Annotated in this window: 8 protein-coding genes; 5 read left to right on the top strand and 3 right to left on the bottom strand. The window is 61.4% G+C overall.

The genetic code is table 11. The annotated features are described in order from the left end of the window. The 3 genes from ENZ75_RS34660 to ENZ75_RS22095 all read left to right on the top strand — a co-directional run. Nucleotides 1–218, top strand: a 218-nt coding sequence (locus ENZ75_RS34660; protein ID WP_206617077.1) for a hypothetical protein, incomplete at its 5' end; no start/stop codon positions are given. A gap of 49 nt (nt 219–267) precedes the next feature. Then, a complete protein-coding gene (locus ENZ75_RS22100; RefSeq protein ID WP_063168637.1) occupies nt 268–1,299 on the top strand; it encodes a hydroxyacid dehydrogenase in 1,032 nt (343 codons plus the stop codon). A 109-nt stretch (nt 1,300–1,408) separates the two neighbouring features. Continuing rightward, nucleotides 1,409–1,519 carry a hypothetical protein gene (locus tag ENZ75_RS22095; RefSeq protein ID WP_082826510.1) on the top strand — a complete coding sequence of 37 codons (111 nt, stop codon included), beginning with the start codon at nt 1,409–1,411 and terminating at the stop codon, nt 1,517–1,519. Nucleotides 1,520–1,599: 80 nt separating this feature from the next. Here the strand turns inward: ENZ75_RS22095 and ENZ75_RS34655 are convergent, their stop codons facing one another. Together ENZ75_RS34655 and ENZ75_RS22085 are read right to left on the bottom strand one after the other, a co-directional pair. Beyond that, nucleotides 1,600–1,806, bottom strand: coding sequence for a hypothetical protein (locus ENZ75_RS34655; RefSeq protein ID WP_013530599.1), 207 nt, complete (start codon nt 1,804–1,806; stop codon nt 1,600–1,602). Continuing rightward, nucleotides 1,803–2,066, bottom strand: a complete 264-nt coding sequence (locus ENZ75_RS22085; protein WP_013530598.1) for a hypothetical protein — start codon at nt 2,064–2,066, stop codon at nt 1,803–1,805. Before ENZ75_RS22085 ends, ENZ75_RS34655 begins: the two co-directional genes overlap by 4 nt. A gap of 585 nt (nt 2,067–2,651) precedes the next feature. On the opposite strand from ENZ75_RS22085, the gene ENZ75_RS22080 reads away from it, so the two are divergent. Next, nucleotides 2,652–3,326 carry a Crp/Fnr family transcriptional regulator gene (locus ENZ75_RS22080; protein ID WP_164746004.1) on the top strand — a complete coding sequence of 225 codons (675 nt, stop codon included), beginning with the start codon at nt 2,652–2,654 and terminating at the stop codon, nt 3,324–3,326. Here ENZ75_RS22080 and ENZ75_RS22075 read toward each other — a convergent pair whose 3' ends face one another. Continuing rightward, the gene (locus ENZ75_RS22075; protein ID WP_082826689.1) at nt 3,327–3,650 is read right to left on the bottom strand and encodes a hypothetical protein; all 324 of its coding nucleotides are present in this window, start codon (nt 3,648–3,650) and stop codon (nt 3,327–3,329) included. It abuts the gene before it with no gap. Nucleotides 3,651–3,878: 228 nt separating this feature from the next. Between ENZ75_RS22075 and ENZ75_RS22070 the strand changes: the two genes are divergently transcribed. Continuing rightward, on the top strand, nt 3,879–4,527 hold a 649-nt coding region (locus tag ENZ75_RS22070), incomplete at its 3' end, for a helix-turn-helix transcriptional regulator (protein ID WP_164887922.1).

Raw genomic sequence — 4,527 nt, 5'->3', positions numbered from 1 at the left:
TCGTATTTCTTCACTGTAAAGTGCCCTCCGAATTGATACGGCGCCAGCAGAACCAATTCCCTGCCCCATGTCAATTGTGCCATTACTGGTTCTTACGTCGTATCCACGCCATCGCGGTCAAACGATTCTTCACTGTTGCATTGCCGGCACATATCGGCTCCGACAGGTCACCTCATCCCAGCGCCAATCCCGCTCTCCTCGGCCGCGCGATGTTGTAAATCGTTTCATCCAAGGTATTTTGGCCATTGGGGAACAGAGGGAATAGTCATGTCCAACAGCGCCTTGCCGCTGGTCATCAGTGCGCCTGAACCACGCACGCTCGACCTGATCTTCACAGCCCGGCAGCTGGCGCGGCTCAAGGCGCACTATCGCATCGTCGAGACGACCGCTGACGGCGTCGCGAAACTGCCGGCCGACGTGCTGGCCGAGGCGCGCTATATCATCGGCCAGCCGCCCATATCGCCCGAAACGCTCGATCGGATGAAGACACTGCGCTGCGTCTTCAATGTCGAGACCAACCTCATCAACAATATGCCCTACGAGACGTTGTTCGCGCGCGGCATCCATGTCGTCACCACCGGCCTGGTGTTCGCCGAGCCGGTCGCGGAGCTTGGCCTTGCCATGGCACTCAATCTCGCCCGCGGCATCGTCGATGCCGACCTCGCCTTCCGCCAGGGACAGGAACTGTGGGGCGGCGACGGCAACCAGACGGCGCGGCTCTTGTCCGGCGCCGATGTCGGCATCATCGGTTTCGGCGATCTCGGCCGGGCGCTCAACCGGCTGCTGTCGGGCTTCCGCACCCGCACCAAAGTCTTCGATCCATGGCTGCCGCCATCGATCCTCATCGACAATGGCGTCGAGCCGGCCTCCCTCGACGAGGTGCTGTCGACCAGCGACTTCATCTTCGTCGTTGCCTCGGTGACCAGCGAGAACCAGGGTTTTCTCGGTGCCGACGCCTTTGCCGGCATGCGCAAGGGCGCTGCCTTCATCCTGCTCAGCCGCGCCGGCGTGGTGGACTTCCCGGCGCTGATGGCGGCGGTGAAGAGCGGCCACATCGTCGCCGCCAGCGACGTTTTTCCCGAAGAACCGCTGGCGCGGGACCATCCGGTGCGCGCCCTGCCCGGCTTCCTGCGCTCGGCTCACCGCGCCGGCGCGCTCGACATCGCCTTCAAGCGCATGGGCGATATGGTGCTGGAGGACATGGACCTGATCGACCGCGACCTGCCGCCGCTGCGCTCCAAACGCGCCGAGCGCGAGACGGTTTCGCGCATGCGTTCCAAGCCGGCCGACAGGAATTGAGGCGTGGATTTTCGTTCGGGTTGGCCGGCCCTCGACCAGGTCCGCTTGACAGGAGCGCGGCCGGCGATGACGCTGCCGCAATCGAACTTTGCGGAGGGAGGCCGTGACCATGAAGAAGATCTATGAAAAGCCGATGCTGCTCAAACGGCAGAAACTCTCCGCCGTGACGGCGCAGCAAGCCACTTCAGGAGTGACCGGTCCGATCGGCCCGACAGGCTGACGCCTCACGGTGTTCGATGAAGGTAGCATTGGACGCGCCCGCGGGTCGGCGGCGAGACGGCAGTCGCTCAAGGCGCAGCATCAGTGTTTATGGCTGCTCTTCGCTCTGCGGGCAACCGCTTCCATAAAAGAGCGGGCGGCAGCGTCACAGGCTGTTCTGGACGGTCCATTCGCGGACAGCACGACCTCCGCGGCCTTCCGCGACATGCCGTATTTCCGGGCGAAGACCGCAGCGTCGTAAGGTTCGTTTTCGGCCGGTGCCGCGGACGTGATCCTGGCCTTGGTCATTGGCGGGTCCGCCTGAAACTCTCAAGCAACTCGCCTTCATTGCGGCAGCCATTCTGGAACAGCGAAAACACCGTGGCTGCCAGAAGCTGCACGTCCGACTCCCCCGACATGCGATCAAATTTGCGCTCCAGGCAGACCCGATCGAAGACGCGCTGGCACAGTTGCAGATCGGAAGGATGGAGACCGGGATTGCGCTTACGAAGGCTCGACATAAGAAGCCCCTTTCGGAGCAGCGGCCACTTTTGATGCATGTCGTCCAAAAGTGACCTCGGCTTTGGGAGAACGACATGCATAAACAAAGACCCTAAAGCGCATCGCATAAATCGGATCAAACGCGATGCGCTTTAGACGCTGTGGGTCAAAAAATGAAATCGGGCTGAGCAAGAGTCAACATCGGCCTTCATCACAGTAACTATCGTACAATTCTCCCCCCGGTCCTCCCCCTTCTTCGAACGGTCCCCAGGCCCAGCGCGACATGGCGCTTTTCATTGGCCAGCGGATTTTATCGGCGTGATCCGGCGCTCTCATGAAATATGTCGGTTTTGTACCAAATGGCGTTTGGTACGTTTCCGACACTAACATTCAGGCCGATCTTTTCATATGCGAACAGGCGTTGGGGGGCGCCGTGCTTCGAATTTCATATCGCATTGATATCTTTCTGCGTTCAGAGCCCCTATACATAGGCCATCGTCCTCACGTTTTTACGGGCACGGACGGCTGGGAGATTGGATGGCTCTTGCCCTGCATTGGGCCACGCCATGTCTGATCCCAACAAAAACTCTGATCCCGACAAAAAACCCAATCCCGACGGGAACCATCCGTACCGAAACCAATTGCTGCGGCGCATGCCTGCGGATGATCTGGCGTTGCTCGAGCCGCACATGCAGCGCTGCGACTTGCCATTGCGCATGATGCTGGTGACCCCGAATGTTCCGATCGAGGCCGTCTACTTCATCGAACAGGGCATTGGTTCGGTGGTCGCCAGCACGGCAAGCGGCCAAGAGGCCGAAGTGGGCTTCATCGGCTTCGAAGGCATGACGGGATACTCCCTGGTGATGGGCGACGACCGTGCGCCGCATGCCTGTTTTGTCCAACTCGAAGGCGAAGCGATCCGCATCGAAGCCGGCGCTTTCAAGGCAGCTTTGGAGGCAAGTACGACCTTGCGCATGTTCCTGCTGCGCTTCGTCAACGCACTACAAACCCAGGCCGGCTGCACCGCGCTCGTCAACGCGCGGCTGAAGCTCGAGGAGCGGCTGGCGCGATGGTTGCTCATGTGCGACGACCGGGTGCCCGGCGAACATCTCGCCATCACCCACGAATTCCTGGCCATCATGCTTGGTGTCAGGCGGCCAGGCGTCACCGTCGCGCTTCAATTGCTCGAAGGCCGCGCGTTGATTCGCTCGAAACGGGGCGAGATCGTCATTCGCGACCGCGCCGGGCTGCTGGAACTCGCCAATGGCAGTTACGGCGAAGCCGAGGCCGAATATGCAAGGCTGATCGGCGAGATCGGCGCGGCCTGATCAGGAGCGGCTGCCGCCGGCATCCGGCTTGCCCGATGTCGCTTTGCCGGGCGGTGCCGCACCGCCTTTTATGGGCCCATCCCTGCCGATCGGCCCATCCCTGCCGATCGGCCCATCCCTGCCGATCGGCTCATCCTTGCCGATCGGCAAGCCGGCATGCTCCAGGCTTGCAAGCTTGCACTTCGTCTGCTCGGCCGCCGCTCCGACAAGGCAATCAATGGTGAACATGGCACCGGCGTGATCGCTTGCCGCGACCGCCTGGCGGATTTTCGTCAATTGCGCCTGCGTGTAGTCCAGAAGCTCGACCAGGTCGGTATGATCCAAACCGCCCTCCATTACAGGATGTCGAGAGGCCGATCCGAGGTCGCTCTTGCCACCGAAATACGCCCATTTACGCGGCTTGCATAGCCGGACTGTCAGAATCGTACAGCCTACGCTCTACGGGATCGTTGCCTATTGGCCAAAGGTCCATCTTCGCGCCAGCGCCACGGCATGCAAGTGTATATAAGCTATCGCTTGAATACTGGTCCGTACGTCTGTCGGGGAGATGTCGTGCCAATTCGCGAGAATCTCGCCGCCAATCTCAGGCGGCTGGTCCAGCGCCATGCTTCCGTCAGCGCGGTGTGCCGTGAGCTTGGCATCAATCGCACCCAGTTCGAGCGCTATCTGCAAGGCAAGGCGGTGCCCAACAAAACCACCGCCAGGCTGATCTGCGATTATTTCAAGATCGACGAAAACGAGCTGTATCGCGAGCCGGCTATTCCCGCAGCCAACGGCGACGGCAATGCATCGCTGCGCGAGGCACTGTACGAAAACATGGTGCGGCCGCCGTCGCCCGCCATCGCCGGCGGCACTTATTTCACCTATTTTTCGGTCCCCGGCCGCCCCGACCTTCTGATGCGCTCGGTCACCTTCCTGCGACGTGAGGCCGAGCTGGTCACCTTCAGGCGGGTGACGCGGTGGGCCCCGGGCGATGGCCAGGGTGGCGCCAGAATGCCCGGCAACCACTACGGCGTAGCGATCTCGCGCCTGAACTGGATCTATTTCACAGGCATCAACCGCCGCCAGACAAGCGAGCCCTCGATCATGACCGTACAGTGGGCTCCCATCTCCGAACCGGTTCTGGTCGGCAGGGCGATCGTCCTCACAGGATCGGGGCCGGCCTTTGTGCCGGTCATCATGCGGCAGGACGTCACCAGGG

Source organism: Mesorhizobium sp. M7A.F.Ca.CA.002.04.1.1 (assembly GCF_004022805.1).
GTDB classification, from domain to species: Bacteria; Pseudomonadota; Alphaproteobacteria; order Rhizobiales; family Rhizobiaceae; genus Mesorhizobium; species Mesorhizobium ciceri.
The sequence above is the reverse complement of the archived record's forward strand: the minus strand, read 5'-3'. Positions and strand labels throughout refer to the sequence as shown.

Bases quoted from the DNA above. Each gene is read 5' to 3' on its own strand.
- ENZ75_RS22100 (WP_063168637.1), top strand. From the start codon at position 268: ATGTCCAACAGCGCCTTGCCGCTGGTCATCAGTGCGCCTGAACCACGC.
- ENZ75_RS22095 (WP_082826510.1), top strand. From the start codon at position 1,409: ATGAAGAAGATCTATGAAAAGCCGATGCTGCTCAAACGGCAGAAACTC.
- ENZ75_RS34655 (WP_013530599.1), bottom strand. From the start codon at position 1,806: ATGACCAAGGCCAGGATCACGTCCGCGGCACCGGCCGAAAACGAACCT.
- ENZ75_RS22080 (WP_164746004.1), top strand. From the start codon at position 2,652: ATGCCTGCGGATGATCTGGCGTTGCTCGAGCCGCACATGCAGCGCTGC.